Annotated in this window: 28 protein-coding genes; 10 read left to right on the plus strand and 18 right to left on the minus strand. The window is 63.1% G+C overall.

What is annotated here, in order from left to right:
- From RTP54_RS04755 to RTP54_RS04765, 3 genes are all read right to left on the minus strand, one after another.
- Positions 1–663: a haloacid dehalogenase type II gene (locus RTP54_RS04755; RefSeq protein ID WP_077504090.1), complete on the minus strand. Its 663-nt coding sequence runs from the start codon at positions 661–663 to the stop codon at positions 1–3.
- A 180-nt stretch (positions 664–843) separates the two neighbouring features.
- Positions 844–1,404 carry a phosphatase gene (locus RTP54_RS04760; RefSeq protein ID WP_112817457.1) on the minus strand — a complete coding sequence of 187 codons (561 nt, stop codon included), beginning with the start codon at positions 1,402–1,404 and terminating at the stop codon, positions 844–846.
- Positions 1,405–1,517: 113 nt separating this feature from the next.
- Entirely contained in the window at positions 1,518–2,558 is a 1,041-nt protein-coding gene (locus RTP54_RS04765; protein ID WP_112817458.1) for a zinc-dependent alcohol dehydrogenase family protein, read from the minus strand.
- A gap of 160 nt (positions 2,559–2,718) precedes the next feature.
- On the opposite strand from RTP54_RS04765, the gene RTP54_RS04770 reads away from it, so the two are divergent.
- Entirely contained in the window at positions 2,719–3,600 is an 882-nt protein-coding gene (locus tag RTP54_RS04770; protein ID WP_112817459.1) for a branched-chain amino acid aminotransferase, read from the plus strand.
- A 21-nt stretch (positions 3,601–3,621) separates the two neighbouring features.
- Here the strand turns inward: RTP54_RS04770 and RTP54_RS04775 are convergent, their stop codons facing one another.
- The 3 genes from RTP54_RS04775 to RTP54_RS04785 form a co-directional block, all read right to left on the minus strand.
- Positions 3,622–4,503 (minus strand): aminoglycoside phosphotransferase family protein, encoded by an 882-nt coding sequence (locus RTP54_RS04775; protein ID WP_312361341.1) that lies wholly within the window; start codon positions 4,501–4,503, stop codon positions 3,622–3,624.
- Positions 4,504–4,617: 114 nt separating this feature from the next.
- Positions 4,618–4,947 carry a hypothetical protein gene (locus tag RTP54_RS04780; protein WP_312361343.1) on the minus strand — a complete coding sequence of 110 codons (330 nt, stop codon included), beginning with the start codon at positions 4,945–4,947 and terminating at the stop codon, positions 4,618–4,620.
- A gap of 168 nt (positions 4,948–5,115) precedes the next feature.
- Positions 5,116–5,460 (minus strand): hypothetical protein, encoded by a 345-nt coding sequence (locus RTP54_RS04785; RefSeq protein ID WP_312361344.1) that lies wholly within the window; start codon positions 5,458–5,460, stop codon positions 5,116–5,118.
- Between the two features lie 215 nt (positions 5,461–5,675).
- Between RTP54_RS04785 and RTP54_RS04790 the strand changes: the two genes are divergently transcribed.
- Complete coding sequence (locus RTP54_RS04790; RefSeq protein ID WP_112808371.1) at positions 5,676–6,278, plus strand: superoxide dismutase; 603 nt, start codon at positions 5,676–5,678, stop codon at positions 6,276–6,278.
- A gap of 120 nt (positions 6,279–6,398) precedes the next feature.
- Positions 6,399–7,283 (plus strand): metallophosphoesterase, encoded by an 885-nt coding sequence (locus tag RTP54_RS04795; protein WP_312361346.1) that lies wholly within the window; start codon positions 6,399–6,401, stop codon positions 7,281–7,283.
- Here the strand turns inward: RTP54_RS04795 and RTP54_RS04800 are convergent.
- Positions 7,249–7,944 carry a YafY family protein gene (locus tag RTP54_RS04800; RefSeq protein ID WP_312361347.1) on the minus strand — a complete coding sequence of 232 codons (696 nt, stop codon included), beginning with the start codon at positions 7,942–7,944 and terminating at the stop codon, positions 7,249–7,251. The genes RTP54_RS04795 and RTP54_RS04800 overlap by 35 nt on opposite strands.
- 132 nt (positions 7,945–8,076) lie before the next feature.
- Between RTP54_RS04800 and RTP54_RS04805 the strand changes: the two genes are divergently transcribed.
- From RTP54_RS04805 to RTP54_RS04820, 4 genes are all read left to right on the plus strand, one after another.
- Positions 8,077–8,715: a LysE family translocator gene (locus tag RTP54_RS04805; RefSeq protein ID WP_112808365.1), complete on the plus strand. Its 639-nt coding sequence runs from the start codon at positions 8,077–8,079 to the stop codon at positions 8,713–8,715.
- A gap of 207 nt (positions 8,716–8,922) precedes the next feature.
- Positions 8,923–9,369 carry a c-type cytochrome gene (locus tag RTP54_RS04810; RefSeq protein WP_112808363.1) on the plus strand — a complete coding sequence of 149 codons (447 nt, stop codon included), beginning with the start codon at positions 8,923–8,925 and terminating at the stop codon, positions 9,367–9,369.
- Between the two features lie 169 nt (positions 9,370–9,538).
- On the plus strand, positions 9,539–10,453 hold the full coding sequence (locus RTP54_RS04815; RefSeq protein ID WP_312361348.1) for a cytochrome c: 915 nt from the start codon (positions 9,539–9,541) through the stop codon (positions 10,451–10,453).
- Between the two features lie 73 nt (positions 10,454–10,526).
- Positions 10,527–11,201, plus strand: coding sequence for a nitroreductase family protein (locus tag RTP54_RS04820; protein WP_112817462.1), 675 nt, complete (start codon positions 10,527–10,529; stop codon positions 11,199–11,201).
- A 10-nt stretch (positions 11,202–11,211) separates the two neighbouring features.
- On the opposite strand, the gene RTP54_RS04825 is transcribed toward RTP54_RS04820, so the two are convergent.
- The 3 genes from RTP54_RS04825 to RTP54_RS04835 form a co-directional block, all read right to left on the minus strand.
- Positions 11,212–11,793, minus strand: a complete 582-nt coding sequence (locus tag RTP54_RS04825) for a DJ-1/PfpI family protein (protein WP_312361350.1) — start codon at positions 11,791–11,793, stop codon at positions 11,212–11,214.
- Between the two features lie 10 nt (positions 11,794–11,803).
- Complete coding sequence (locus tag RTP54_RS04830) at positions 11,804–12,307, minus strand: GNAT family N-acetyltransferase (protein ID WP_025426285.1); 504 nt, start codon at positions 12,305–12,307, stop codon at positions 11,804–11,806.
- Positions 12,308–12,564: 257 nt separating this feature from the next.
- A complete protein-coding gene (locus RTP54_RS04835; RefSeq protein ID WP_312361353.1) occupies positions 12,565–12,978 on the minus strand; it encodes a helix-turn-helix domain-containing protein in 414 nt (137 codons plus the stop codon).
- A 259-nt stretch (positions 12,979–13,237) separates the two neighbouring features.
- Between RTP54_RS04835 and bla the strand changes: the two genes are divergently transcribed.
- On the plus strand, positions 13,238–14,131 hold the full coding sequence (gene bla / locus RTP54_RS04840) for a class A beta-lactamase (protein ID WP_312361354.1): 894 nt from the start codon (positions 13,238–13,240) through the stop codon (positions 14,129–14,131).
- On the opposite strand, the gene RTP54_RS04845 is transcribed toward bla, so the two are convergent.
- From RTP54_RS04845 to RTP54_RS04865, 5 genes are all read right to left on the minus strand, one after another.
- Positions 14,128–15,828, minus strand: coding sequence for an ABC transporter ATP-binding protein (locus tag RTP54_RS04845; protein ID WP_312361355.1), 1,701 nt, complete (start codon positions 15,826–15,828; stop codon positions 14,128–14,130). The two genes, bla and RTP54_RS04845, sit on opposite strands and share 4 nt — an antisense overlap.
- Before the next feature lie 92 nt (positions 15,829–15,920).
- Complete coding sequence (locus tag RTP54_RS04850) at positions 15,921–16,391, minus strand: hypothetical protein (protein WP_312361357.1); 471 nt, start codon at positions 16,389–16,391, stop codon at positions 15,921–15,923.
- A gap of 105 nt (positions 16,392–16,496) precedes the next feature.
- Positions 16,497–18,830, minus strand: a complete 2,334-nt coding sequence (locus tag RTP54_RS04855; protein ID WP_312361359.1) for a glucose/quinate/shikimate family membrane-bound PQQ-dependent dehydrogenase — start codon at positions 18,828–18,830, stop codon at positions 16,497–16,499.
- A 413-nt stretch (positions 18,831–19,243) separates the two neighbouring features.
- On the minus strand, positions 19,244–19,543 hold the full coding sequence (locus tag RTP54_RS04860; protein WP_312361361.1) for a DUF6958 family protein: 300 nt from the start codon (positions 19,541–19,543) through the stop codon (positions 19,244–19,246).
- Positions 19,527–20,036: a hypothetical protein gene (locus tag RTP54_RS04865; protein ID WP_312363173.1), complete on the minus strand. Its 510-nt coding sequence runs from the start codon at positions 20,034–20,036 to the stop codon at positions 19,527–19,529. The genes RTP54_RS04860 and RTP54_RS04865 overlap by 17 nt, the downstream gene beginning before the upstream one ends.
- 170 nt (positions 20,037–20,206) lie before the next feature.
- Here RTP54_RS04865 and RTP54_RS04870 point away from each other — a divergent pair, with 170 nt between their 5' ends.
- Complete coding sequence (locus tag RTP54_RS04870) at positions 20,207–20,839, plus strand: TetR/AcrR family transcriptional regulator (protein WP_312361363.1); 633 nt, start codon at positions 20,207–20,209, stop codon at positions 20,837–20,839.
- A 44-nt stretch (positions 20,840–20,883) separates the two neighbouring features.
- On the opposite strand, the gene RTP54_RS04875 is transcribed toward RTP54_RS04870, so the two are convergent.
- Both RTP54_RS04875 and RTP54_RS04880 read right to left on the minus strand, forming a co-directional pair.
- On the minus strand, positions 20,884–22,389 hold the full coding sequence (locus tag RTP54_RS04875) for a protein adenylyltransferase SelO family protein (protein WP_312361365.1): 1,506 nt from the start codon (positions 22,387–22,389) through the stop codon (positions 20,884–20,886).
- Between the two features lie 164 nt (positions 22,390–22,553).
- The gene (locus tag RTP54_RS04880; protein ID WP_312361367.1) at positions 22,554–23,510 is read right to left on the minus strand and encodes a homocysteine S-methyltransferase family protein; all 957 of its coding nucleotides are present in this window, start codon (positions 23,508–23,510) and stop codon (positions 22,554–22,556) included.
- Positions 23,511–23,750: 240 nt separating this feature from the next.
- Here RTP54_RS04880 and RTP54_RS04885 point away from each other — a divergent pair, with 240 nt between their 5' ends.
- Positions 23,751–24,368 carry a TetR/AcrR family transcriptional regulator gene (locus RTP54_RS04885; protein ID WP_112807235.1) on the plus strand — a complete coding sequence of 206 codons (618 nt, stop codon included), beginning with the start codon at positions 23,751–23,753 and terminating at the stop codon, positions 24,366–24,368.
- Positions 24,369–24,371: 3 nt separating this feature from the next.
- Here RTP54_RS04885 and RTP54_RS04890 read toward each other — a convergent pair whose 3' ends face one another.
- On the minus strand, positions 24,372–24,899 hold the full coding sequence (locus tag RTP54_RS04890; protein ID WP_312361370.1) for a DUF1697 domain-containing protein: 528 nt from the start codon (positions 24,897–24,899) through the stop codon (positions 24,372–24,374).
- Between the last annotated feature and the right edge of the window lie 15 nt (positions 24,900–24,914).

Raw genomic sequence — 24,914 nt, forward strand, 5'->3', positions numbered from 1 at the left:
TCAGATACCGAATTGCAGGCTTTCCAGCGAAGGCAGGATCAGGGCCGGGCCCTGGTCGCGATACTCGTCGGGCATGTCGGCGCGGTTGATCCACACCGTGCGAAAACCGAACTTCGTCGCGCCGGCGATGTCCCAGCGGTTGGACGACTGGAAGGAGACCGCATGCGGATAGAGCCGGTAGCGGGTGGTGACGAGATCGTAGACCGCTGGCGCTGCCTTGTAGGTCTTGACCGTGTCGACCGAGAAGACGTCGTCGATGACGATCTCGAGCGCCGCGTTGCGCACGGCGGCAGCCAGCATGTCGGGAGAACCATTGGAGAGAATGGCAAGCCGCGCTCCGCGTTCCTTCAGCCCCTTCAGGACGGCAGGAACCTCCGGGTAGCAGTCGAGCGTCCAGTAGGCGTCGAGCAACGGCTTCCGCAACTTGCGATCAGCCGAGGGAAAGCGGGAAAAAGCGTAGTCGAGCGACTGCTCGGTCAGCTGCCAGAAATCCTGGTAGGCGCCCATCAGGGACCGCACCCAGGAATATTCGAGTTGCTTGGCGCGCCAGAGTTCGGAGAAGGCCTGTCCGTCCGGGCCGATTTCGGCGGCGTGGCGCCGAACCGCCGCATGCACGTCGAAAAGCGTGCCATAGGCATCGAACACATAGGCCGCGTGGGACATGCTTTCCTCCCGTCCGTCATCTTCGGCGGTGCTTTAACAAGACCTGTCTTCCAGTCAAAGCACGCCCCGAAAACAAGGGCTTACCGCATCGTGCCGGCGGAGGCACGCAAGCGAAGTCAGTTCTTTTGCGTGATCATGTCAAAGATTTGTGCATCGCACAACGACATTGCGTAAGCCGTATCAGCCCTTGCCGGGTTTCCAGACCTTGGCGGGGAAGCGCAGGGCCTGTTTGGCAAGCTTGCCTTTGAGCCCTAGCGCCGCATCGCAAAGGCCGACCACGTGCCGGTTCGGCTTTGCCTCCGGCCGCAACGCATGCAAGGCGGCAGCCGCATCCTCAGGCGCCATGTAGCGGGCAAGAATGCCAAGGCTGAGCGCCGTTGCACGACCGATGCCGCGCAGGCAATGGACCAGCAGGTGAGCGTCGGCGGGCAGTCCGTCGATGAACGTGAAGGCCGCTTCGATTGCTTCTGCCCGCGCGGCATCGGGCGCGTCGGGATCAGTGGCATCGCCGAAGTAAAGTTCGAGATGCCTTTCCGGCGGCAGGTCGATCATCGACAGCAGCCGGCTTGCCGGCGCCCGCATCGAGATCAGATGCGTCGGCGCCCAAAGTGCCCGATTGTGCCGGGCTTCGGTCTGCGAACTGATGATCATCCGAACGGGCCACCCCTGCGGGTGGGCCGGATTGGCTGTGAGAACAGGGCTGTAGAGTTCTTCCCCGGTGGCAGCTGCCGCTAGCGCCATGACAGGACCTCGTCGTGATTCTTCCTGCGATGATTTTGCCCTGAAACCAGGTTTCGCTTAAGAGCAAAATCGTGTCACCATGCGGATGCAAACAACCTTCGAGCGGAGCACGTTCAGAAGCGGGTGATTACGCTGATGCCAAGATCGGTGGCGCGGTCCATCGAGACGAGGGCAGGGACCGCGTCTTCGAGGGAAATCTCGCGCCCGATCAGTTGTTGCGGCTGCAGCTTGCCGCTGTCGATCATCTGGAGCATGGCGTCGTAGCGCCAGGCCTGCATGCCGTGGCTGCCGTAGATTTCAAGCTCGTGGCCGATCACCTGCGCCATCGGGATTACAGGCGTCGCATGATCGGCAAGCATCAGGCCGACCTGCACATGGCGTCCGCGGCGCCTGAGGTTCTTGATCGAGTTGAAGCAGGTGACGGGATGGCCGAGCGCGTCGATCGACACATGCGCGCCGCCACCGGTAATCTCCCTGACCGCGCCGGCGACATCGTCCGTGTCGCGGCCATTGACGGTGGCGACAGCGCCGAGCGTCCTGGCGAAGGCGAGCTTGTCCTCGGCAATGTCGATGGCGATCGGATGTGCGCCGAGGGCGGCCGCGATCATGATCGCCGACAGGCCGACGCCGCCGCAGCCGTGAACGGCCACCCATTCGCCACCCTTGACCCGCGCCTGGTCGGCTACGGCGCGAAACGAGGTGGCAAAGCGGCAGCCGAGACTGGCGGCGGTCTTGAAGTCCATGCTCTCCGGCAGGTGCACCAGGTTCTGGTCGGCGAAATCGAGCGCGACATATTCGGCAAACGAGCCCCAATGGGTGAAGCCCGGCTGGAACTGCGCCTCGCAGACCTGCTGGTTGCCCGATCGGCACTCGCCGCAGCGGCCACAGCCGGAAACGAACGGCACTGTCACCCGGTCGCCGACCTTGTAGCGCATCACCCCGCGGCCGGTGGCCGTGACGACGCCGGCAAGCTCATGGCCCGGCACGTGCGGCAGGCGGATGTCGGCGTCATGTCCCATCCATCCATGCCAGTCCGAACGGCATAGACCCGTGGCCTCGACCTTGACCACCACGCCGTTTTCGCTCGGCGTCGGATCGGCAAGCGCGCGGATCTCGGGCGTCTTTTCGAAGGCGTCGTAGTACATCGCTTTCATCGGGGCATGGCTCCATGGCTGATCGTCGGGCATTCTGGCATGTGGCTTCGGGTGGTTCCAGAATGGACGCCATGACATTTTTTGATGTACCCATTCACCCCCATGCTGCTTTTTCGAGCTATGCGGATGCTCAGAAAGACAAAACGTGAAGGAGACGCCGATGGCCGTCGATACATCCCCCCGCTCAGTGACCTGGACCTATGTCGACGGCGAATGGCTGTCGGGCAATCCGCCGCTGATCGGCCCGACCTCGCACGCCATGTGGCTCGGTTCGACCGTGTTCGACGGCGCGCGCGTCTTTGACGGCATCGCGCCGGATCTCGACCTGCACTGCCAGCGCGTCAACCGCTCGGCCATCGCGCTCGGCCTGAAGCCGACGATGAAGGCGGAAGAGATCGAGGCGCTAACGTGGGAAGGCGCCAAGAAGTTCGACGGCCAGACGGCACTTTACGTCAAGCCGATGTACTGGGCCGAGCATGGCGCCGCAGGCGTCGTCGCTATCGATCCGGAATCGACCCGATTTGCCCTTTGCCTGTTCGAGGCGCCGATGGGCAACGGCCATGGCGGCTCGTCGCTGACGCTGTCGCCGTTCCGCCGGCCGACGCTCGAATCCATGCCGACCGACGCCAAGGCCGGCTGCCTCTATCCCAACAATGCCCGCATCCTGACCGAGGCGCGCTCGCGCGGCTTCGACAATGCGCTGGTGCGCGACATGCTCGGCAACATCGCCGAGACCGGCTCGTCCAACGTCTTCCTCGTCAAGGACGGCGTCGTCTTCACGCCGGCTGCCAACCGCACCTTCCTGGCCGGGATCACCCGCTTCCGCGTCATCACGCTGTTGCGCGAGGCCGGGTTCGAGGTTGTCGAGGCGACACTGTCGATGGCCGACTTCCAGGGCGCCGACGAGATCTTCACCTCGGGCAACTATTCCAAGGTCCTGCCGGTGACCCGTCTCGACGATCGCGACCTGCAGGCGGGCCCGATCGCCGCCAAGGCCCGCGATCTCTATATGGATTGGGCCCATTCGAGCCAGGACGCCTGAGGCCGAAAGACGTGGCGCGGGTCAGCTTGCCCGTGCCACCGATGCCGCCCATGCCTCGACGCTGCGCAGCATCGTCGGGGCATGTTCAGGATCGTCCACGAGTTCGGCCAGTTCCGAAAGTCGATGCATGCCGGTGAGAACTGCGATGCGTTTCCGGTCGAGCACCCGGCCGGTCAACTCCTCGTATGTTTCGACAATCCGCGATGTCAGATCCGGCGAAATGAAGTTCGAATAGATAAACTCGCGGTGAAGCGGGCCAATCCCCGAATCTGCAAAATCATAGATGCCGTTCAGTCGGCGCTTCGCATGGTCAAAGGCCATGTTCCAGCCATGGCCGTCGAAGAAGCCGTAGGTCGTGCCATGCGGATCGGGTCCCAGGCTCTCGAAGGATGAGATCGTCGCGGCGGCGAGCGCGCGAAGATCCGGCGCAAGAGCCGGCAGCGCCTTGGCCCGGATTGCTTCCACCGTTTGCCACGGTTCGACGCGCCCGGCGCCTGCAGCAGCCATATGTTCATCATCGAGCCGATGCAACTCGGCGTAAAACTGTCCAAGGTCCCGGCCGAGCTGGCGGCGCTCCGCCTCAGCGAGCCTGTCGTAGTCGTCGGTAACCAGATGCTCGCCTTTCAGCTTCCCGTGCACCGAGAAAAGCGGCTGGCCCCGGTGGAGTTCGAGATCCGGAACGGCCATCGACACACTGGGACGGACGAGCGCAAGCAGGGACGCTTCCTTGACCAATGCCTTTTCCGCGACCGCGTGGCGCGGGAACTTGAAGATCAGGCGGTCATCGACATCGACGGCGGTCGAGTGCCAGCCGTCGGTTGCAAGCGTGAATGTCGACCCGGCAAGGTCAGGAAAGGTGGCCAGGATCGTGTTGCGCAGGCTGTCGAGGGTCTGATGTTCCATAATGTTCCTTGGCTACGTGAGCTTTGCTTTCTGTTCCTTCGGCAGTCAACGGCGGTAATGGCGGGCGGGGCGCCGGCGGTTGCCATCGGCGCCCCTAAATCCTTGAAAGGGCGCCTAGCGTCCCTGCATGATCTTGATGAGGTTGACCGTCGGCTGGCTGGCGCGCACGTCGGCATATGTCAGACGGCCCGTGGCCAGCGCACTGACCATGCGCTTGCAGGTGAGCGTTTGGACCTTGTTGACGGGGACGCTCAGCAGCAATGCGCCGGCTTCAAGTTCGGATTTCGTCCATCTCGCGGCGAGGCAGTCTTTCAGAACAGCGCGCTGCAGGGCTGGGCTTCCCTGAACCGCCGTCTGCACCTTCTCGTATTCACCCTGGCTTGGCGCGCAGGATGCAAGGGTCAGAAGGGCAACGGCGAATGAAGCAAAACGTATCGATCTCATGGCAATCTCCGGTTGGAGAATTGCCGGTAAGTGTAGCGCTGGCGATTCGCAACTCATTGTAGCGCTCAGCGAAGCGATATCTGCCGGTCGTTGGATGGACGACGCCGGCGGCCATTTGCATCAGCGCCTGTGTGCACAGGCGCTGATGGCCAGATCGCGGACGGCAACCTACTTGTCGGCGGGCGGCGCCACGACCGTAACGGTGTCACCCGCCAGTTCGCCACCGATTTCCACGGTCTTCTTTTGTTTGTCGTAGACGCATATCTGGGTCACGGCATTTTCGGCACCCTTCGGCTTGCCGGAAACCAGCGCCAACCCGAAACTTTCCGAGCCGAACGGGTCGACGACGACGACCGGCTTGTCGAGGGAAGGGGCGGCCGCGATGCATTTTTCCGATACATCGGCCCGGAACTCCTCCCAGGCATCGCCGGAGGATGCTTGCGCGCCGGTTGCGGCAAACCCGGTGGCGGCGACGAAAGCAAGGGTCAGGATCGGGCGATGCGGCATGTTCATTCCTTGATCTCCACTGGTTGAAGTGCGCGCACGCTGCCCGCCAAACGTGGCGCCAATGTGCCCGGGCACTTGGCGCCTTCAAAATGATCTTGAAAGTATATTCCGTGGGTTGAGGAAAATTTGGCATTGCATCGGTTGCCTCCGTGAAGGCCGGTGCCTATGTTCCCGCTCACAGATTTCCCTGATGAAATCCCATGCCAAGAGGAGATGCCCACATGGCTTTCGAATTGCCGAACCTTCCCTATGACTACGATGCGCTGGCGCCCTACATGTCGCGCGAGACGCTCGAGTACCACCACGACAAGCATCACCTCGCTTACGTCACCAACGGCAACAAGCTTGCCGAGGAAGCCGGCCTTGCCGACCTGTCGCTCGAGGAAGTCGTCAAGAAGTCCTATGGCACCAACCAGCCGCTGTTCAACAATGCCGGCCAGCACTACAACCACATCCATTTCTGGAAGTGGATGAAGAAGGGCGGCGGCGGCACCAGCCTGCCGGGCAAGCTCGACGCGGCCATCAAGTCGGACCTCGGCGGCTACGACAAGTTCCGTGCCGATTTCATCGCAGCTGGCACCGGCCAGTTCGGTTCGGGCTGGGCCTGGCTCTCCGTCAAGAACGGCAAGCTGGAGATCTCCAAGACCCCGAACGGCGAAAACCCGCTCGTTCACGGTGCGTCGCCGATCCTCGGCGTCGACGTCTGGGAGCACTCCTACTACATCGACTATCGCAACGCCCGTCCGAAGTACCTCGAAGCGTTCGTCGACAGCCTGATCAACTGGGACTACGTCCTGGAAATGTACGAAGCGGCTTCCAAGTAAGCCGTTCCGCATACCGCTTTCGAGGCCCGGCGCTTGCGCCGGGCCTTTTCGTTTGGGGGCAGCGACCGGCACGCGCTTGCGTCACCAAAGTGTCATCGCATGGCGCTAGGGAGAGGCATCATGCACGCAGACACCCAGCCTCTCCTCCGCTTCGGCGTCATCGCCGACCCGCAATATGCCGCCGTGGAACCGAACCTCGTCCTCGGCCGCCATTATGCCAACAGCCTGACCAAGCTCGCCGAGGCGATCGACACCTTCAATGGCGAGGACCTCGCCTTCGTCGTGACGCTCGGCGATATCATCGATCGCGACTGGCAAAGCTTCGACGCCATCCTGCCGCTGTATGAAAGGCTCCGTCACCCCAGGCATTTCCTGCTCGGCAATCATGATTTCCGGGTCGAACCCGAGCGGCTCGCTGAGGTTTTTGTCCGTGTCGGCATGCCGGCGGCCTATCAGGCCTTTGCGGCGGCCGGCCATCGGTTCGTGCTGATCGACGGCAATGAGGTCAGCCTCTTCGCCCCGCCGCCGGGCGATCCGCGCCTTGCCGACGCCGAGAGATGGCTGCAGGCGCTGAAGGCTGCGGGTGCAGACAATGCCCAGCCGTGGAACGCCGCGCTCGGCGATCGGCAGCTCGCCTGGCTGGAAGGACAATTGCGCGCGGCGCAGGCGGCCGGCGAAAAGGTGGTGGTGATGGGACACTATCCGGTCTATCCGCCCAACGCCCACAACATGTGGGATAGCGACCGTATCCTCGATCTCTTCGCCCGCTTCGACAACGTCGTCGCCTATTTCTGCGGTCACAACCATGACGGAAACTATGGCCTTGCCGGCGAAACGCATTACGTCACCGTCAAGGGCATGGTCGAAACCCCTGATACGACGGCCTATGCGATCGTCGATGTTCACGAAGACCGGATGGAGGTCCGTGGCTACGGCCGCGAAATTGACCGCACACTGTCGTTGATGCCTGTCATGCCCCGCCTGGCAGCGACCGCCAGCCGCTAATCCAGAGATCCCGCAGACCTTCGCCTTCTCCGGGGAAGTAGGCGTCGATCTCTTCGCAGTGCTCGAAACGATCGGCGCGGAAGTTGCGGATCGCCTGGCGCAGTTCGCACCAGGCGACGATGTTGGCGGTTTCCGAATAATAGATGAGCGCGATCGGACGGATCGTGCGTTCTGTGGCGCGGCCAAGTTCGTCGCGATAGTCGACGCCGAGCTTGCGTTCGTCCCGGATCGCCCGGCGCACCAGGGCGAGATCGACGCCAGCCGGGGAGGGCGCGACTGTTCCCCAGGCATGCAGCGCCTGATTGCGAAAGGCAAGCCTGAGCGGCTCGGGCACGGCGCCGGTGATCTTCTGGTTGACGCGGCCGGCGGCCGCCTTCAATTCCTCGTCTCCGGTGCGCGCCAGCAGCGCCAGCGCCAGCACGATCGCCTCGGTTTCCTCGATCGAAAACATCAGTGGTGGCAGGTCGAAGCCGGGGCGCAGGATGTAGCCGATGCCGCGCCCGCCCTCGATCGGCACGCGCATCGCCTGAAGTGCGGCGATATCGCGGTAGATCGACCGCGGCGTCACCTCCAGCGTTTCTGCCATCTGGGCGGCCGTGAGCGGTTTGCGGGCCAGCCTCAGGATCTGGATGATCTCGAACAGGCGCGAGGCCTTGCGCATCGAAAAAACTCCGCCGTTCCCAAACGCTCCTGACAACACCCTGTCAGTTGACGCCGCTTATAGCATCCGGCAACGGATTGAAAAATAAGCAATCCACTCACGAAACGATCGAACGCACCCAGGACAACTGACATGAGTTACGCGGAAAATCTCTGGCTTTTCTTCACTCTCCTCTTTGGCATCATCATCGTGCCGGGCATGGACATGATCTTCGTTCTGGCGAATTCGCTGACGGGTGGGCGAGCTTCCGGCCTGTTGGCGACAGCCGGCATCATGGCCGGCGGCGTGTTGCACACGCTCTACGCGGCACTTGGTGTCAGCGTGATCCTCCATCTGGTGCCGCAACTGTTCAACGTCCTGCTCGTCGGCGGTGCCATCTACATCGCCTGGATCGGATATTCGCTGATCCGCAGTTCCATCACCATCGGCGGCATCGACGGCACCGGGAGGCTGTCGCGCTGGGCGAGTTTTCGCCAGGGCGCGCTCACCAGCCTGATGAACCCCAAGGCCTATCTGTTCATGCTGGCGGTCTATCCGCAGTTCCTGAAGCCGCAATTCGGACCCGTCTGGTCGCAGGCCGCCGTCATGGCGGTGATGATCGCGGCGACCCAGCTTGCCGTTTATGGTGGCCTGGCGCTCGCTGCCGGCCGCGGTCGGGATTTTCTCGTCGGCAGCCCCGCAGCGACGGTCCTGATCGGCCGCATCGCCGGCATTGTTCTGGTGCTGGTGGCGGCGTTGACGGTCTGGCAGGGATGGGCCGGAACGCGATAATGCTTCAAGTATAAACATGATTATTATAATCATGTTATAAGTTCGAAGAAGGTAAGGTGGCCGTCAACGGTCCTGAAGCGCCAAATTATGCTGCTGTGACAAGGACATCAAAAAAATGTTACTTCCGTCGAAAGGCTAAAATGCCATCATGCCGGCGCATTCAACACGAAGGCCGCGAAGGCGGATTCGAATGACCGGGAGATCACGATGAAGATACGCGCCCTTATGCTTGCCGCCGCGCTCGCGGGCCTCGGCGTTACCGCCGTCACGGCGGCGGACGAACCGCAGGCGGTCCGCCAGCAACTGATGAAGAAGGTCGGCGCGGCCACGGGTGCGCTCGCGGGCATCGCCAAAGGCGAAAAGCCCTATGATGCCGAGATCGTCAAGGCATCGCTGACCACCATCTCCGAGACGATGAAGACGTTCCCCGATCACTTCCCGGCCGGCTCCGAGACCGGGATGGAAACGGAAGCCAGCCCGAAGATCTGGGAAAACATGGACGATTTCAAAGCCAAGGCGGCCAAGCTCGGCAGCGACACCGCAGCAGTGCTCGCGCAGCTTCCCGCCGACCAGGCCGGCGTCGGCGCAGCGCTCGGCGGCATCGGCAAGGATTGCGGCAGCTGTCATGAGACCTATCGTCTGAAGAAGAACTGACGATAGGTCATTCTCCCCGGGGATCTGCGGATGGCGCGGCGGCCTTGCCGGCGCGCCATGATGCCGTTGGCGCCAGGCGCGCCGCGGCAGCGGCCTCTTGGTTGTCTTGAGTGATGAAGAGCCCTTTCGATCCCACGCGGTTCAAGGGTTGCCGTTGAAAGGGAGCTTGATGGGCCGACGGATCAGGAAACTTGTCTCGGGTCTGGTGGTTCTGGGCCTGGTCGGTGGCGGTGCCTTCTGGTGGCTGACGAAGCCGGCGCCCTGGCCGGCAGCGCATTGGGAAGGGCTGGGCGAACCGGATCTTGCCAATGGCGAACAGGTCTTCTGGGCCGGCGGCTGTGTCAGCTGTCACGCCAAGCCGGGCGGCGAGGGCGATGCCCGTCTTGTTCTGTCGGGCGGCGCCCCGCTAAAGAGCCCGTTCGGCACGTTTCATGCGCCGAACATCTCGCCGGACGAAACCGCCGGCATCGGCGCGTGGACGCTGGCCGAATTCGGCAATGCGATGACGCGCGGCGTCGGGCGAAACGGCGAGCACCTCTATCCGTCGTTTCCCTACGCATCCTATGTCCGGATGACGCCCAAGGATATCAATGACCTCTGGGGCTACATGAAGACGCTGCCGAAGGCGAGCGACGTCGCGCCCGGCCACGAACTGCCGTTCCCCTACAATCTGCGGCTGGCGCTTGGCGGTTGGAAGCTGCTGTTCCTCACCGATACGCCGCGCGCAGCCGTCGATACGGCCGATGCCAAGCTCGCGCGCGGGCAATATCTGGTCGAAGGCCCCGGCCATTGCGGCGAGTGCCACACGCCGCGAAACGCGCTTGGCGGCTTTGAGGCGAGCCAATGGCTGGCGGGCGCCCCCAACCCGGAAGGCGAGGGCCGCATCCCCAACATCACACCCGGTTCGAAGATCATCGGCGGCTGGAGCGCGTCCGATATCGCCTCCTATCTCGAAAGCGGCTTCACACCGGAATTCGATTCCGTCGGCGGCTCGATGGTCGAGGTGCAGAAGAACATGGCGAAGCTCTCCGCTGCCGACCGTGAGGCGATCTCCGCCTACCTGAAGGCCGTCCCGGCGCTCTGAGGGTGGGACCGGCCGCTTGATTCCCGTAGACCGGTGCGCTCTAACTCTTGCCAAAAGCAGGAGGAGATATTCGATGCGTGCCCATGAGACCTTGCCCTACGACCAGTGGATCGAGCGCAGCCCCGAGGAAATGGTGGCGCGTGCGGCGGATTTCTACGCGGACGTCAACCGTAGGCGCACGACGCGCTATTTCAGCGATCGGCCGGTGCCGCGCGCGGTGATCGAGACCTGTCTGCTGGCCGCCGGCACGGCGCCGAGCGGCGCGAACCACCAGCCCTGGCATTTTGCCGTCATCGAAAGCCCCGATATCAAGGCGAAGGTGCGCGAAGCGGCGGAAGAGGAAGAGCGTGTCTTCTACCAGGAGAAGGCTCCGCAGGAGTGGCTCGATGCGCTGGCGCCGCTCGGCACCGACGACGAAAAGCCCTTCCTTGAGACCGCGCCCTATCTCATTGCCATCTTCTCGCAGAAGCGCGGCGGGCCCAATCCGGGCGACATGAAGAAGAACTATTACATCAACGAGAGCGTCGGCATTGCCACCGGCATCCTGATCACTGCCTTGCATCATGCGGGGCTTGCGACCCTGACCCACACGCCGGCTCCGATGAATTTCCTCAACGAGATCTGCGGGCGGCCCGACAGCGAGAAGCCGTTCCTGATCCTGGTGGTTGGTTATCCCGCGCCGGACGCGACCGTTCCGGTCGCCGGCAAGGTGAAGAAGCCGCTCGAGCAGATTGCAACCTGGCTCTGAGGTCGCCTGTTCATGCGGCAGTCGTTGCGGCCGCATGTTCGCGACCATGGAGCGTCGCATAGTGGTCGAGTTCGGCTGACCCCAGGCCGAGCGCGCGAAAGATTTCGACCGCAAAGGTGACGGGTGCAGTCCCGGCCGCCGTGACGACGCGGTTGCTGCTGACTGCCTGCGGTTGATCGCGATAAAGGCCATGCCCTTGGTAGCCGTCGAGCGAGGCGAGGCTGTCGGCGCTGTTTGCCGTGTGGCTCGACCGGTCGAGAATCCCGCTCGCCGCCAGCGCATCGACGCCGCCGCAGATCGCCGCAATCAGCCGTTTCTCCCGATGGAACGAGCGGATCGTGGCGGAGAGATCGGGAGCGTCGGTGGTTCCCCAGATCGCGCCGCCACAGATGACCAGCCCGTCAAAGCCTGCGGGGTCGAGCGCGTCGGCCGACAGGTGCGCCGAGACGTCGAGGCCACCCATCGACGTCACCGGCGCGCCATCAGGGGTGACGACCTCGATATCGACACCCAAATGCGCCCGCGCCGTTGCCATCAACAGCGCGCATTCCCAATCCGCGAAGCCTTCGTGAAGTACGATTGCAAGCCGCATCGCCCCGTCCTCAGCCAAGTTTCTGCATATAGCGCATGCCCGTCACCGGACGAGGCACGAAGCGTTCGGATTCGTAGAAATGATGGGCCTTGAAATTGCCGGTCGCAGCACTGACCGACAGGTAGTCGCAGCCGGCCATTTTTGCCTGCTCGCGTGCCTTTGCGACGAGATGGCGGCCGATGCCGGTGCCGCGATTGTCGGACCGCACGAACAGATGATGCAGCTCCATGCCGCGCGCGCCTTCAGCAGCCCGGTAGATCGGCACGAGGATGGCGTAGCCGATCAGCCGGTTGCCGGCCTCTGCGACAAGGGCAGTGATCCAGGGCGTGCGGCCGAAGAGGTCGCGCTCGAGCTGTTCCGGGGTGATCGGGGCCGCATCACCGTGATGGGCGGCGAGTTCGGCGATCATCTCGCGCAGTTCGGGAAGGTCGCGCTGCTTGGCGCAACGGATCGTCACCATCGGCGGGCGCGTCGATGGCAGCGGATGGAGAGAGGGTATGGCGGTCTGTAGCATTGTCGGCTCCTCATGGTTTTCTCGCCATCAGGTGCCGTGAAAAACAAAAGCCGCCTGATGGCGGCCTTGTTGAATATGATCAGCAGGCCGCTCCTATGGGAACAGCCAAAAATACACGCGGCAAATGGGTGCGCTCTTGATCATGCGCGTAGATTGTCCGTTTCCGCGCATTTGTCAACGAGGAATTTTGCGCAAGCGCTGGAGATCGGGGCGATAACCTCTGTTCGACGTCGGCCCATTCTGCCATGCGCCGCCACTCAATGATCGCTGCCGCACATCGAATGGTCGGCAAGCGCGCGGATGACGTAGCAGTCGCCGATGGTATGATCGCCGTTGCAGGCGACGATGCGTTCGAGTTCGCGCTCCAGCTTCTGCAACTGGGCGATCTTTTCACGCACGGTAATGAGATGTTCCTTGGCGATACGGTCGGCTTCACCGCAGGGGCTCTCCGGGTGCTGGCTCAATGCCAGCAGATCGCGGATCGATTCGATCGACAATCCCAGGTCGCGCGCATGGCGGATGAAGGCGAGACGTTCCAGTTCGCGCTTCTCGTAGCGCCGCTGATTGCCTTCCGACCGCTCGGGTGCGGCAATCAACCCCATCTGCTCGTAATAGCGGATCGTCGGAATTTTCACGCCGGTGCGGCGGGAGAGATCGCCGATGGAATACATGTGCAGGCTCCAAACCTATAGCTTCTGGAGCATTAGATAATCGCTTTGCGGCAGCCGTCAATATCCTGTTGGCTCGAAGGACTGGTTCGCCTGCAGCGCGGGCGCTGGCACGCAGAAGAAGTCGGCACAAGGACGCCACAATCGGCACCTAGCGATCACTGCAGAATTCGAATCGGCATCGTGTTGATCCGGATGCTTGTTTTGCAACAGTCAGTTGGAACGTCGGCATGGAATGGCGGCGCTCGACGGAAGGAACCCCGTGACGCAGCTCATCAATCGCCGTCAATTGCTCGTCGGCTCAGCGCTCATCTACCCCGCAATCGCCTTCGGGTCGGTGGCCAAGGCGTCCACTGCTTCAGCCGGCGACGACATCGAGGCACGCCTGGCCGAACTCGAAAAGCGCACTGGTGGCCGGCTCGGCGTTTCCGTTCTCGACACGGCAACCAACATATCGTTCGGCTGCCGCGAGGATGAGCGTTTTGCCATGTGCTCGAGCTTCAAGGCGCTGGCCGCCGGCTTCATTCTTGCGCGCGTCGACCAGGGAGCCGAAACGCTCGATCGCCGCATCGTCGTCGCGCAGAAGGATATCATCGCCCATTCGCCGGTGACCGAGAAGCATCTCGGTGGCGAGGGCATGACGATCGCCGACCTCTGTGCCGCGACGATGACGACCAGCGACAACGCGGCCGCCAACCTCCTGCTGGAAAGTTTCGGCGGGCCATCGGCGCTGACGGCCTGGTTGCGCATGATCGGCGACGAGACCACGCGTCTCGATCGCAACGAGCCGACGCTGAACGAGGCGAAGAAAGGCGACCCCCGCGATACGACGACGCCGGCCGCGATGCTGGAAACGCTCGGCAATCTCGCTTTCGGCCCCGCACTGACAGCCGACTCGCGCAAGCGCCTGATCGAATGGATGGTCGCCAACACCACCGGTGATGAGCGTATCCGGGCCGGCTTGCCGAAGGGCTGGAAGGTCGGCGACAAGACGGGTACCAACGCAACCGGCTCGGCGTCCGACATCGCCATCGTCTGGCCCGAGGGGCGGGCGCCACTCTTGATCGCGGTCTATATCGCCGAAGCGACCGCGCCTCTTTCCGTGCTGAACACTGTCTTTGCCGATGTCGGCCGGATGGCGGCGGAATTGGTCTAGCTGTCGGTTGCCACCACGTCCTTCGTCGCCTCATCTTCCGCCGCGCGCCGTTTCCTCAGGCGGATGACCTGGTCATCGACGCCGATGACGCTTTTGCGGTGGGTGATGGCAATTACCGTCACCTGGCCGCAGACGGCGCGGATATGCGCCATGATATCGCGCTCGGTCGCCTCGTCGAGCGCCGAACTCGCTTCGTCGAGAAACAGGAACTCCGGATCGTCGTAAAATGCGCGCGCAATCGCGATGCGCTGGCGTTCGCCGCCGGAAAGCTTGAGGCCACGTTCGCCGACCGTCGTGTCGAACCCTTCGGGCAACGCCTCGATGAAATCGAGGATGGCGGCCTTGCGGGCGGCTGCGACCATGCGTTCGTGATCGCGCGGCCGCCCGAGAGCGATGTTGGTGGCAAGGCTTTCATTGAGCAGGACGATGTCCTGCGGCACGACGCCGACCTTCGCGAACCAGTCCGTGCGGGCGATGCTCGTCAGGTTCCGGCCATCGACATCGATGCGGCCCGCGGTCGGCTCGATCGACTTCAGCACCAGCTTGAACGCGGTCGATTTGCCGGCGCCCGTGGGGCCAACGAGATAGGTGATGCGCCCGCGCTCCGCCGTGAAGCTGAGCGCCTCGAGGCCGCGGCTCGCTCCATAGGAAAAACCGACATTATCGAATGTCAGGCGTCCGTCGGTGGGGGCAAATGGCGCGGATCGGCTCGCATCGGCTTCGTCTTCCGCATGCCACATGGCAGCAAACGGGCCGAACCGAGCCTTGGATTCCATCAGGGTGCTGACGGCGCGTCCGATCATCTCGAAGGGCGAATTCAACTGAAGCAGCAGCATGTTGAAAAGAACGAGGTCGCCGGTCGAAAGCTCCCCGGCCTGCAGGCGTGGAACGAGCAGAACGAAGGTGACACCAAGTTGTAGCCCCAACGCTGCAGCCGAGGCAGCGCCGCCCAGGGCTTCGGTCCCGAAGAACCGGCGCCATCCGTCCCGCGAGACCGCTTCCTTCTCGATGAAACGAGCGTTCATCCAGCGCTCGCTGCGGAAGTGCCGCAATGTCTCCATCGCGTTCATCGCGTTGCCCGTGAACTTGGCGTTTTCCTGCGAGGCCTTCATCGCGGTTCCGATGTGGCGGGCGGCGATCTTTGAAGTGTAGTAGCGCAGTCCGATGAAGACGCAGCCATAAAACAGCGCCACAAGGATGAGTTCGCTGCTGATCGTCGCGCCGAGCATGACCAGCGTCACGCCGATCTGCAGCGTGCCCGGGATGAAGCCGCCGAGAAGTGTCGTCGAGATATTGTTGAGCGCCCGTTCGCCGCCGACGCCCGCCTGCTGGATCTGTGCCGGGTTATGTTCGACGTAGAAGGCTGCGGTCTTCGTCAGCAGCCGATCGAAAAAGGCAGTCCGGACGATGAAGCCGAGTGCCTGGCCCTGACTGGCGGCGAGGTACATCACGCCGTTTTGCATAGCAGTCGAGACCGCCATGACGAGCGCATAGAGCAGGAAGCCGCCGATGACGGAAGCGAAAGGGTCCCCCAGTGCGTCGATCTGCCTTGAAAACAGATATGGGCCGGCGACGAAACTCACCGAAGCCACCAACGTAATCGTGACCAGCAACAGGATCGACGGCCATTCAGTTCGCCAGTAGCGCGCAAAGATAATCGCCATCGGCTCGCCCGCAAGGCGCCAATCGTCCCTCATGTCGCTGTTCTCCTGAGAATCGGCAGGCGAGCAATGTCGCGTCTCTCATCGGCCGGTTCAAGGAAAAGTTGAGATTCTTAAGCGGGTTTATTTCAGGCTGCGGCACTTCCATCTGAGATGTCGGATGCCGTATCATTGCGCTGCTGCTCGATGCCGAGCGCCCGCTCGATCGCCTTGCGAATTTCCTCCTCGATCGCCGCGCGCTCTGTCGGATCCATCGCCTTGAGCTCGTCTTCGCAGATGCCGTGCGCTTCCAGGATCTGCGCGCGGATCTGCTCGGCCAGGCTCATCTTGGCGCGCTTCAGGAATTCGTCGCTGACCGAGCCTCCGGACGCCGTCTCGTCGCCCGAACTGATCGAAGGTCTGGTTTGGTCTTCCCGCACCGCGCTGTTCCAGAGCGCGCTCGACAGGGATGCGGACACCGACGCTTTCGCCGGCGCGACCGTCGGCGAAAGCCGCGGTCTCGCATCGCCGGGGGCGTTTTCCTCGAGCGGGCTGGCTGTTCCCGCATGCGCGCGGCGCTGGGAGAAGTAGTAACTCGAGATGCTGTTGTCGATTTTCAAGGGAATCTCCCGGAACCTGATGTCCGGGAGACGCTGCTGTCGATGGCTTGCGCGGAGCTTGCCGATGCAACCCAATAGCGAGAATTAGGGATGCCTGCTCGCGGTTCAGGGCAGCGTATAGGCGATGACGTAATCGCCTGGCTTGGTGCCGACCGAACCATGGCCGCCGGCGACGATCAGCACATACTGCTTGTCGCCGACCGTGTAGCTCATCGGTGTCGACTGGCCGCCGGCCGGAAGCCGGGCTTCCCAGAGTTGATCGCCCGTCTTCAGGTCATAGGCGCGCAGATAGTCGTCGACCGCAGCCCCCAGGAAGGCGACGCCACCTTTGGTGATCATCGGTCCGCCGATGCCGGGAACGCCGACCTTGAAAGGCAGCGGCAGCGGCGTCATGTCCTCGACGGTGCCGTTCTTGTGCTTGTAGGCTATCTTGCCGGTCCTGAGATCGGCACCGGCGACATAGCCCCATGGCGGCGCCTGGCAGGGGATGCCGAGCGGCCCCAGGAACGGACCCATGAAGACGCCGTAGGGCGCGCCGTCATTGCGGTTGAGGCCCTGTTCTGATCCCTTTTCGTCCTGGCCTTTCGGCGGGATCTGGTCGCGCGGAACGAGGCGCGAGGTGAAGGCGAGATAGGTCGGCATTCCGAACATTACCTGGCGTTCCGGATCGACCGCGACAGAGCCCCAGTTGAACGTGCCGAAATTGCCGGGATAGACCAGCGTCCCTTCCAGTGACGGCGGCGTGTAGCGCCCCTCGTATTTGAGCGAGCGGAACGAGATGCGGCACGCGAGCTGGTCGAACATCGTCACGCCCCACATGTTGCGCTCCTGCAGCGGCGCGGGCATGAAGGTCAGGCCGGACACCGGCTGTGTCGGGGCGGTGAAATCTTCCGGGATTGCGCCCTTGGGGGCTGCAACTTCCTCGACCGGGATGATCGGCTCGCCACTCCGGCGATCGAGCACGTAGATATCGCCCTGTTTCGTCGGCCCGACCAGCGCCGGCACCACGGTGCCATCCTCCTTGGTGATGTCGAGCAGGGCCGGTTGCGCCGGCACGTCCATGTCCCAGAGGTCGTGGTGCACGGTCTGGCGCACCCAGCGCACGGCGCCGGAGGTGATATCGAGTGCGACGATCGAGGAGGAGTATTTCTCCACATGCTCGCTGCGCCCCATGCCGAGCTGGTCGGGAACCTGGTTGCCCATGGGGACGTAGACCATGCCGAGCCCTTCGTCGTAGCTGAATACCGACCAGCTGTTGGGTGAGTTCGTGCTGTAGGTCTGACCCTCGGGAAGCGGGGTGGTGACATCGGGATTGCCGCTATCCCAGTTCCAGATGAGGGCGCCGGTGTTGATGTCGAAGGCGCGGATGACGCCGGATTGCTCCTGGGTCGAATAGTTGTCGTTGACCGCGCCGCCGATGATCAGCTTGCCGGCAACGGCGATCGGCGGCGATGTCGAATAGTAGTAACCGGCCGGATTGTACTTCATGCCCTTTTCGAGGTGCAGCACGCCATTATCGGCAAAGCTGGTGCATACGGCGCCTGTTTCGGCGTCGAGCGCGATCAGCCGAGCATCCGACGTCGGCAGGTACACCCGTTCGGCGCAGGCGCTGCCGGCGGCGGCGGCCGGGTCGGCCCAATAGGTGACGCCGCGGCAGGTCTGGTGCTGCCGGTCCGGGTTCATGCCGGAGTTGCTGTCATACTTCCACTTTTCCTCGCCGGTTGCCGCATCGAGCGCGATCGCCCAGTTGTGCGGCGTGCAGGCATAAAGCGTGTCCTTCACCTTGATCGGCGTCACCTGATAGGTGGTCTCGCCGACGTCATCGGGACGTCTGACGTCGCCGGTCTGGTATTGCCAGGCAACCTTGAGGCTTGCGACGTTCTCCGGCGTGATCTGGTCGAGCGGCGCGTAGCGCTGGCCGAACGGCGTGCGCCCGTACTGATGCCATTCGCCCGGAGGCACGTTGCCGCCGAGCGGCGGGTTGGCGGCGATGACGTCGCTCGGCAGATCGCCGCGGATGTCGTGTGGATCCTGGGTGATCGAGTAACCGGCAATCCCGATCGACACCAGGACGGCGAGCGCCAAGGGCCACACGCCGGCGGAATAGCGCTCGCCGGTCGGGCTCTCGAAGCCGAGCGGACGACGGATCGCCGGCAGCATCAGCCACAGGCCGAGCAGCACGATGAGCCCGCCGCGCGGCCCGAGCTGCCACCAGTCGAAGCCGACTTCCCAGATAGCCCAGGCGAGCGAACCGAGGATGACAAGCGCGTAGAGCCAGATGGCGGCAGCCTTGCGCAGGAAGAGGAGGACGCCCGTCAGCAGGAAGCCGACGCCGGCGATGAGATAGTAGGGACTGCCCCCCAGCATCAGGAGCTTGGCTCCGCCGCCGCCGAGCGCAAGGCCGATCAGAGCGAAGACGGTGGCCGTCAGAATAAGCATAGCGGAACTCCCGAATTGAAGACCGGCGCCGTGGAGTGGCTTTTCATTGCGGCGGCCCGGATGAAGGGACGCACCGGAAAGGTTGGTAGCGGGGTCGGCGGTCGCGAGGGGGGCCGCGGCCGTCAGATCGGGCAAGGGCGCGTCTCCGACGGCCCGTCCCCTAGCACCTAACGCGGCCAACGTGCCTTTCAATGGTCATGATTTCGCAATGCAAAATTTTGGTGACCGCAATGAAGTTGCGCCCCGCCGAGGCGATCGGAACGACGTTTCCCGCCGGGCATGCGAGATCGTGCTGAAAGGTGGTCAAGACCGGGGTGGGGCAATCTCAGCAGGAGTGCGAAGCGGTTTTCCGTCGGGCAACAGGTGGAAACAAGGAGGTTGATGCTTCCTGTTTCGCTCGGACCGGCAATGATCTAGACGATCCGCAGGCGCAAGGGCTTGGTATTTTCCCGGCGCAGCACGCCCCTGGCCTCGAGATCGAGCTGGACGGCCTTCAGCCACCAGCCGGCTTTCGCGCCACCCGGGAAGAGATCTTCTGGCAGTAACGGCAGCAATTTCTGCTTTGCTTGCGCAACTGTGAGCGGTACCTGCTCGCTGGAGAGCGCGGTGAGCAGCGCCTCCTTCATGGCGTCGTACTTGATCTTGTCGACCCGCGTGACGTGCCCGGGAGAAACAATGTTGCGGATCTCGATCTTTTCACGTTCCATGGCCATCAAGCGCTCCCTTCACGTAATCGACCTTGGGCGCACGGAATGCCATCGCCGCCCATGCGCCTATGAGCTTCAGCATGAACCTTCCCGAATGTCCTGTATGATTGGGCAGGTCTGGCGCGATGGTGACGCCTTCGCGGCGATCTCGCGTCATCACCCGCATTTCTACCGGCGGCCGCGCGCTCGGATCGAAGCGGTCCCGGTAAAGCGTCAGCCAATGCCCGCCAGTGAACTCGAGAAACATCGGCGTGTTGCAGCAGGTGGCGACAACGCGTCGGGTTTTCGATGTCGCCGTCAGCCGATGTTCGCCGAGCCGATCGGCGCCCTTCGCGCAGGCGATCCGGTCCTTGCGGAAAAGAACGTAATCCGTGGATCCGTCACTGTTGCGCACGCGGCCAGCACCGGGCAGCGCCTCGAACAGCCCGCCCGCTTTCCGGCAGCTTTCGCAATAGCAGGCCGTCGATACGATCGGCCTGCCGACCGCGCGCAAGTGCACCTGCCCACAATGGCATCGTGCATTCAGGGTTCGGCTTTCGCTCCCGCTCACCCGCAATCTCCATGGGTTCATCAAAATCAAACTGTACCGTCCAGTTTGATTTGTCAATGCGGTCGTGCTAGCCGTGAACCTGTGTTATCGCGTGCTCATAAGAGGGAACGTGGGTGAGAATGACGGAGCCTGCCAAGCCGCGAATGACGAGAAAGCGCCAGTCGATCCTGGCCGCTGCCACCGATCTTTTCCTGCAGCGGGGCTTCCTGGCTACAAACATGGACGAGGTGGCGGCGATCGCCGGCGTGTCGAAGCAGACGGTCTATGCCCATTTCGGCACCAAGGAGGCTCTGTTCCTCGAGATCGTCACCGGCATGACGGGCGTGGCCGGTGACGAGTTGCAGGAGCAGGTGGCCGACCCTGTCGACGGGCGTCCGATTGAGGCGTTTCTCCTGGATTTCGCCGAGCAACAGCTGGCGATCGTCATGACGCCACGGCTGATGCAGTTACGGCGCCTGGTGATCGGCGAGGCGGAACGGTTTCCGGAGCTTGGCAAGCGATTGCACGCGAAGGGGCCGGGCCGGTCGATCGCACGGCTCATGAAGGCCTTTGCGCACTATGGCGAGACCGGCGACATCGAGGCGGCCGACTTGGCGGCCGCTGCCTCCTTCTTCAACTGGCTGGTGATGGGCGCGCCCGTCAACGATGCCATGCTGCTCGGCGATCAGGCCATTCCCGACGCAGAAGCGCTTCGCGTGCATGCGGTCGAAAGCGTGCGGATCTTCCTGTCGGCCTATGGCCGTAAGCCATAGGCAACGAAAGCGGGAGGCGGGGAAGAGCGCTCGTCGATCTTGCCTCAGGTGCCGCAGAAGGTTTGCTGCACCTCTTCTTCCGGCTGCGGCGGGTCGGCATAGGCAGCAAAGCGCGGCTGGTCCTCGTATGGTCTGGACGTTACGTCGACAAGCGCCTCGAACAGTGAGAAGTCGGCTTCCTCGGTGGCCGCGACAATCGCCTGCTCGATCCGGTGGTTGCGCGGGATGAAGGCCGGGTTCACCGCCCTCATTGCCGATGCCCGTTCGTCGGAGGCGCCCGATTCCCGCGCAAGACGCTTTCGCCAGTCGGAAAGCCAGGTCGTCAGGCCCGCAGGGTCGGCAAACAATGAGGCGAGGGTCGCGTCAGCCGCCGGGTCGGCGGCACTGTCGCAGAGTTTTCGGAAGGTGAGCGTAAAATCCGCTTCGCCCTGGTGCATCGCCGTCAAAAGCGCCTGGACAAGATCGAGATCGCCTTCCTCTTCACCGACAATCCCAATCTTGCGACGCATGCCGTCGAGCCAGTGACGCTGGAAGATGGCGCCGTATTCGCCGAGCACATCGTTGGCAAGGTCGACCGCCGTTGCCGCCACCGGATCGAACAGCGGCACCAGCGTCTCGGCGAGCCGCGTCAGGTTCCACTGGCCGATCGCCGGCTGGCTGGCATAGGCGTAACGCCCGAACTGGTCGATCGAGGAGAAGACCTTTTTCGGATCGTAGGCGTCCATGAAGGCGCAGGGGCCGAAGTCGATCGTCTCGCCTGATATCGTCATGTTGTCGGTGTTCATCACTCCGTGGATGAAGCCGACATGTAGCCACCGGGCAATGAGCGCCGCCTGCCGCGCCACCACCGCCTTGAAGAAGGCTAGATAAGGACGCTCGTCATTTTTGGCGTCCGGGTAGTGGCGGTCGATCGCATAGTCGGCGAGCGCCTGCACCGAGGCCATGTCGCCGCGCGCCGCAAAGAACTGGAAGGTTCCGACGCGAATGTGGCTTGCCGCCACGCGGGTAAAGACGGCGCCCGGCAGGATCTGCTCGCGATAGACCGGCTGGCCGGTGACGACGGCGGCAAGTGCGCGCGTTGCCGGGATGCCGAGCGCGTGCATCGCTTCGCTGACGATGTATTCGCGCAGGACCGGCCCGAGCGCCGCGCGTCCATCACCGCGGCGCGAAAAAGGGGTCTGCCCCGGCCCCTTCAGCTGGATGTCGCGCCGTCTGCCGTTGCGGTCGATGACCTCGCCGAGCAGGATCGCGCGACCATCGCCAAGCTGTGGCACGAAGGTGCCGAACTGGTGGCCGGCATAGGCCATGGCAAGCGGTGCTGCACCCGCAGGTACGCTGTTTCCGGAAAAGATCTGCGCCCCATCGCGCTCTAGGGTGCCGATGTCAAGGCCGAGCTCTTCGGCAAGCGGCCGGTTGAGCTTGATCAGCCACGGCTCGGCAACTGGCGTCGGATCGACCCGCGCGAAAAACTGCTGCGGCAGCTGCGCAAAGCTGTTGTCGAAGGGGAACGCATCGGTATCTGCGGATGGCGAAGGAGGCACGTAGTTCATGGTTCGGCGATCAGCGGTTCCTGCCGGGACATTCCGGCCGCCGCCCTTTCGAACCAAGTCTACACGAGCCGTCACCGTTTCGCGAGGGTTGGCCGGTAGAGGGGCGGTGCCCTCCCGCGAGAGGTCTTCGCGGGAGGGCTGGGAGGGCGAGTGCCGTCGTCGCTTCAGGCGCTCAGCGCCGTTGGCGACAGGCAGGCCTCGCAAATCGCCGCGATATGGCGATGGTCGGTGCCGCAGCAGCCGCCCAGAACGCGCAAGGCTGGCAGGCGATCGGCCAAGGTGCGGTAGCGTTGCCCGAGGTCGGCCGGATCGCCGGCATCGAGCGTCACGCTTTCGTCGAGTTCGCTGTGGCTCTTGGCCGATGCATTGGCGCGAATGCCGCCGATCCTGTGCACCCAGGCGCTGCCCGTATCGAGGCTGGCCTCGAAATGATCCGGATGGGCGCAGTTGATCATGTAGTAGTGCGGAAACCGACCGGTGGCCGCATCGACCGTTTCGATCGCGCTCCTGAGCGTGCGGCCGCTCGGCAGTCGCCCGTCGGTCTCCACCGTGAACGAGATGACGCAGGGCATGCCGTGGCTTTGCGCCGAGCGGGCAATGCCGATCGCCTCGTCGACATTGGTAATCGTATAGGCTGAGATCATGTCGGCATCGCTGACCGCAAAGGCGGCCACCTGTGCGGCATGGTAGTCCTCCGCCTCGTCGGGGCTCATCCGGCCCGCCCGGTAACCGTCGCCACGGGGCCCGATGGCGCCGCTCAGCACGATCGGCGCCTGTGGCCTTTCGTATTCGGAGCGCAGCTCCGTCAGCAGGTAGATGGCGTCCTGGTTGAGTTCGGCCAGCGCTTTGGCATCGTAGCCGAGTTTCGAGCCCCAATCAGCGCTCGCCCGCCAGGTCGCCGAATCGAGCACGAAGCCTGTGCCGTGATGCTGCGCGATGTCGAGGTAGCGCGTGTAGTAGCTTAAGAGGCGTCGCCGCCCTTCCGATGTCGAAAGCAGGACGAAGGAGGCAAAGTGCGGGAGCGCGACGCCCTCATGAAAGATGAGCGTCGTTTCCATGCCGCCGTCGCTGAGAAAGGTTCCACCTTTCATGAGCGGCAGGCTGCGTCGGTATTGGGCCATGTCGGTCTCCACCCGTTTTTGGTCGCGTTGGATCCCGGCGGAGCGCTCCCATTCCCGCAAGGATGGTTAACGTTCTGCCTCTTTATCATCTTCTAAACTAGTCGGCTTAAGGTATACTATTGTTAATATACGTAAGTATCTCAGTGAAATCATAGGGTTGATTGTTTCGTTTGCTGCGGGCGCTGCTCGCTGGTCGTGGAGTTGTTGGCGAAAACTGTACCGACGGTAGGGAACCGGCTAATGCGAAAGGGTGAGGAAACACGCGCCAAGATCCTGGACGCCGCCGAAATCTCGGTACTGGCGAAGGGGTTTGGCGGAACCTCGATCGATGAGTTGATCGCCGAGACCGGCATCACCAAGAGCGGTTTCTTCTACCATTTTCGCGACAAGAACGAGCTGGCAAAGGCGCTGCTCGAGCGCTACGTGGAGAACGACGAGCGGATTTATGACGAGATCTTCAGCCGTGCGCGCGAGCTATCCGACGATCCGCTACAAGCGTTTCTGCTCGGTCTGAAGCTGCTGTCGGAACTGCTGTCCGACCTGCCGAACGGTCATCCCGGCTGCCTTGTTGCGGTGATCTGCAGCCACGAGCGCGCCTTCGATCGCGATATCCAGGAGATCAACCGGCAGGCTGCGCTGATGTGGCGAAGGCGTTTCGGAGCGATGTTTCGCGATATCATGCAGGTCTATCGACCGCGCGAGCCGCTGGATGTAGATCAGCTTGCCGACATGGTTTCGACGGTGATCGAGGGCGGCATCATCCTGTCGAAGGCGCTGAAGGAGCCGCAGAACCTGCCGGCCCAATTGCTGATCTTCCGAACCTTCGTCCGGCTGCTGTTCCAGCCGGCGACGCTGTGAACATCAGCCCTTGTCGTCTTCCATCGCCTTTGCCAGTTCGGCGAGTTTGCGCACGGTGTTGAGGTTGCGCGCCGTGCCGGTCCTGAGCGCCGGCAGCTTGAGCTTCGACTGACCGGCGCCGTTTGGAAAGTGGATGTAGATTTCGTGACCGGCGACATGCACCTCTTCGCCATCGGGTGCGACAAGCGCGTCGAGGGCGTTCGCCGGTGCCGCATTCGCCAGGAAGACGACATGCAGAAAATTGCCTTTGGCATCGGGGAAGGGCGAATTCTGCGCAATCGAATGCAATTGCCCGGCGTCACGGATCATCACGCCCGGCGCCTTGCCGAGCTTTTCGCGAAGGGCCGCCTCGAGCCTTGCGGCCGCGTCCAGGGCCGGCAAGTCCGAGCGGAACAGCACGTTTCCGCTCTGGATGTAGGTCTTCACATCGCCGAAACCGATCTCCTCGCAGAGCGCTCTGAGATCGGCCATCGCCAGCTTGCCGGTACCGCCGACATTGATGGCGCGGAGAAGGGCGACGTGAACGGCCATGGTCTCGTCCTTGAT

This window comes from Ensifer sp. (genome assembly GCF_031989085.1).
Taxonomy (GTDB): domain Bacteria; phylum Pseudomonadota; class Alphaproteobacteria; order Rhizobiales; family Rhizobiaceae; genus Ensifer.

Coding starts and splice junctions, on each gene's coding strand:
- RTP54_RS04755 (WP_077504090.1), bottom strand. CDS start 663: ATGTCCCACGCGGCCTATGTGTTCGATGCCTATGGCACGCTTTTCGAC.
- RTP54_RS04760 (WP_112817457.1), bottom strand. CDS start 1,404: ATGGCGCTAGCGGCAGCTGCCACCGGGGAAGAACTCTACAGCCCTGTT.
- RTP54_RS04765 (WP_112817458.1), bottom strand. CDS start 2,558: ATGAAAGCGATGTACTACGACGCCTTCGAAAAGACGCCCGAGATCCGC.
- RTP54_RS04770 (WP_112817459.1), top strand. CDS start 2,719: ATGGCCGTCGATACATCCCCCCGCTCAGTGACCTGGACCTATGTCGAC.
- RTP54_RS04775 (WP_312361341.1), bottom strand. CDS start 4,503: ATGGAACATCAGACCCTCGACAGCCTGCGCAACACGATCCTGGCCACC.
- RTP54_RS04780 (WP_312361343.1), bottom strand. CDS start 4,947: ATGAGATCGATACGTTTTGCTTCATTCGCCGTTGCCCTTCTGACCCTT.
- RTP54_RS04785 (WP_312361344.1), bottom strand. CDS start 5,460: ATGAACATGCCGCATCGCCCGATCCTGACCCTTGCTTTCGTCGCCGCC.
- RTP54_RS04790 (WP_112808371.1), top strand. CDS start 5,676: ATGGCTTTCGAATTGCCGAACCTTCCCTATGACTACGATGCGCTGGCG.
- RTP54_RS04795 (WP_312361346.1), top strand. CDS start 6,399: ATGCACGCAGACACCCAGCCTCTCCTCCGCTTCGGCGTCATCGCCGAC.
- RTP54_RS04800 (WP_312361347.1), bottom strand. CDS start 7,944: ATGCGCAAGGCCTCGCGCCTGTTCGAGATCATCCAGATCCTGAGGCTG.
- RTP54_RS04805 (WP_112808365.1), top strand. CDS start 8,077: ATGAGTTACGCGGAAAATCTCTGGCTTTTCTTCACTCTCCTCTTTGGC.
- RTP54_RS04810 (WP_112808363.1), top strand. CDS start 8,923: ATGAAGATACGCGCCCTTATGCTTGCCGCCGCGCTCGCGGGCCTCGGC.
- RTP54_RS04815 (WP_312361348.1), top strand. CDS start 9,539: ATGGGCCGACGGATCAGGAAACTTGTCTCGGGTCTGGTGGTTCTGGGC.
- RTP54_RS04820 (WP_112817462.1), top strand. CDS start 10,527: ATGCGTGCCCATGAGACCTTGCCCTACGACCAGTGGATCGAGCGCAGC.
- RTP54_RS04825 (WP_312361350.1), bottom strand. CDS start 11,793: ATGCGGCTTGCAATCGTACTTCACGAAGGCTTCGCGGATTGGGAATGC.
- RTP54_RS04830 (WP_025426285.1), bottom strand. CDS start 12,307: ATGCTACAGACCGCCATACCCTCTCTCCATCCGCTGCCATCGACGCGC.
- RTP54_RS04835 (WP_312361353.1), bottom strand. CDS start 12,978: ATGTATTCCATCGGCGATCTCTCCCGCCGCACCGGCGTGAAAATTCCG.
- RTP54_RS04845 (WP_312361355.1), bottom strand. CDS start 15,828: ATGAGGGACGATTGGCGCCTTGCGGGCGAGCCGATGGCGATTATCTTT.
- RTP54_RS04855 (WP_312361359.1), bottom strand. CDS start 18,830: ATGCTTATTCTGACGGCCACCGTCTTCGCTCTGATCGGCCTTGCGCTC.
- RTP54_RS04860 (WP_312361361.1), bottom strand. CDS start 19,543: ATGGCCATGGAACGTGAAAAGATCGAGATCCGCAACATTGTTTCTCCC.
- RTP54_RS04870 (WP_312361363.1), top strand. CDS start 20,207: ATGACGGAGCCTGCCAAGCCGCGAATGACGAGAAAGCGCCAGTCGATC.
- RTP54_RS04875 (WP_312361365.1), bottom strand. CDS start 22,389: ATGAACTACGTGCCTCCTTCGCCATCCGCAGATACCGATGCGTTCCCC.
- RTP54_RS04880 (WP_312361367.1), bottom strand. CDS start 23,510: ATGGCCCAATACCGACGCAGCCTGCCGCTCATGAAAGGTGGAACCTTT.
- RTP54_RS04885 (WP_112807235.1), top strand. CDS start 23,751: ATGCGAAAGGGTGAGGAAACACGCGCCAAGATCCTGGACGCCGCCGAA.
- RTP54_RS04890 (WP_312361370.1), bottom strand. CDS start 24,899: ATGGCCGTTCACGTCGCCCTTCTCCGCGCCATCAATGTCGGCGGTACC.